Source organism: Levilactobacillus fujinensis (assembly GCF_003946335.1).
Classification (GTDB): domain Bacteria; phylum Bacillota; class Bacilli; order Lactobacillales; family Lactobacillaceae; genus Levilactobacillus; species Levilactobacillus fujinensis.
Genome location: NZ_RHNX01000100.1, coordinates 1 through 1158, shown reverse-complemented (window position 1 = coordinate 1158; position 1158 = coordinate 1). Strand labels below are relative to the sequence as shown.

At 48.0% G+C, this 1158-nt stretch carries 1 protein-coding gene; it reads left to right on the top strand.

What is annotated here, in order from left to right:
• Positions 1 to 163: 163 nt before the first annotated feature.
• On the top strand, positions 164 to 874 hold the full coding sequence (locus tag EKM89_RS13935) for an MIP/aquaporin family protein (RefSeq protein WP_125689359.1): 711 nt from the start codon (positions 164 to 166) through the stop codon (positions 872 to 874).
• Positions 875 to 1158 lie beyond the last annotated feature (284 nt).

Here is a 1158-nt window from a genome sequence, read left to right as displayed (position 1 = left end):
TTAACCCCAGTCGAGTATTGTCAGAAGATGCTAGTTGCCTAGGTTAGAAAAGTGTCTAACATTTTGCTTGCACTTCAGAAATAACCCACCGTTAACGTTTTAGCTATGGTAAACTGGGTTCAGCATTTATTTTTTGACATAACGATTTGAGGAGTGTTTTAGTATGAGTGGCTTTATTGGTGAATTTTTTGGCACGATGGTTTTGATCGTTCTCGGTGCGGGGACGGGTGCTAGTATCAATTTAAATAAAACGTACGCGAAAGGCGCAAACTGGACGTTTGTGTGTGTCGCCTGGGGAATGGCTGTGACGATGGGGGTATATGTAGCTGGCCTGTTAGGGTCACAAGGGCATTTGAATCCGGCCGTTACGATTGGATTTGCCGTATTTGGTTACTTCCCGTGGGCTGAAGTGGTTCCTTACTTACTGGGCCAATTCTTGGGTGCGTTTGTGGGGGCAGCGTTAGTCGTTCTGCAGTTCTATCCTCATTTTAAAGCAACGCCGGATGAGGCTGCTGGCAACTCGGTTGGTATCTTTGCGACCCGCCCAGCTATCAAGAGTCCCGTGTTCAACTTCATCTCTGAAGTCATTGCCACGTGGGCGTTCGTCTTTATCCTCCTCAACTTGGGCAACTTTACCCAAGGCCTAAAGCCATTCATCGTCGGGATTCTCATCATGGTCGTTGGGATGGGCTTAGGGACCACCACAGGGTTTGCGCTGAATCCGGCCCGTGACTGGGCTCCTCGGCTGGCTTATACTATTTTACCGGTTCCAAACAAAGGTAACGCGGAATGGGATTATGCCTGGGTGCCAATGTGCGGGCCATTGGTCGGCGGTATTCTCGCCGCCGGGTTGCAATATTGGATCACTTACTAGCATGGCTCTCCGGCTGTTCTTTGGCCCCAGATAAGTGCAATCCCTGGCAGCTGGAGTGCGACCATTTCAACTCGTTTAACGGTGACGATTCTTACCGTCGCAAGAGTAACGTGGGTATTTTAACTTTCGACCTTCAGTTCTTCTAGTAGAACAAATAAGCTCTGAACTCGCCAGCTAGCGGATTCAGAGCTTATTTTGATTGATTAGCTGAAGGTTGAAAGTCCCAAAACACTCATTATGACTGTTGTCACAACGATACTGGGTCTAAAATTAGGCAACGTTAT